At 65.4% G+C, this 500-nt stretch carries 1 protein-coding gene; it reads right to left on the bottom strand.

Features of this window, described 5'->3' with window-relative positions; genetic code table 11:
- A partial coding sequence (locus ACTJKY_RS21760) for an ArdC family protein (RefSeq protein WP_440848141.1) occupies window positions 1–500 on the bottom strand: 500 nt, incomplete at both ends.

Here is a 500-nt window from a genome sequence, read left to right as displayed (position 1 = left end):
GCCTTTTCATCCTCGCGCAGCACCGCCAGCCAGCTGCCGACATAATCGGCGTGCCGCACCGTCGGCCGGATCGCCAGCGATGCACAGGTGAACGCGCTCGCCATCTCGGCAACCAGCTCTTCCCGACTATAGGCTGCACTGCCGAATGCGCCGGACTGGTCACGATCCAGTCGCGAACGATGCCCGGTCCAGTGCCCCAGCTCGTGCAGTACGGTGCGATACCAGTTGATGCGGTCGTAAAAACCCAGCTGCGGCGGCACCGCAACATAGTCGCCGCCCGGACTGTAATAGGCTTCTCCGCCCCCGATCCTAATATCGGCACCACACGCTTCCATCAGCGCATGCGCAGCCGGGATGCAGTCAGCCTCCGTCACCGGCTCGGCATACTCCCCCGCCGCCAGTCGCTCGGGCAACCCCTCGCACTGGTCGACATTGAACACGGTGAAGCGCTTCAGAAACGCCAGCTGCCGCGCCTCCCGGTCCTCATCCCGCGCCCGCTC

This window comes from Sphingomonas sp. 22176, from assembly GCF_052045505.1.
Taxonomy (GTDB): domain Bacteria; phylum Pseudomonadota; class Alphaproteobacteria; order Sphingomonadales; family Sphingomonadaceae; genus Sphingomonas.
Note: the sequence above shows the minus strand (reverse complement) of the source record. Positions and strands in the feature narration are given on the sequence as shown.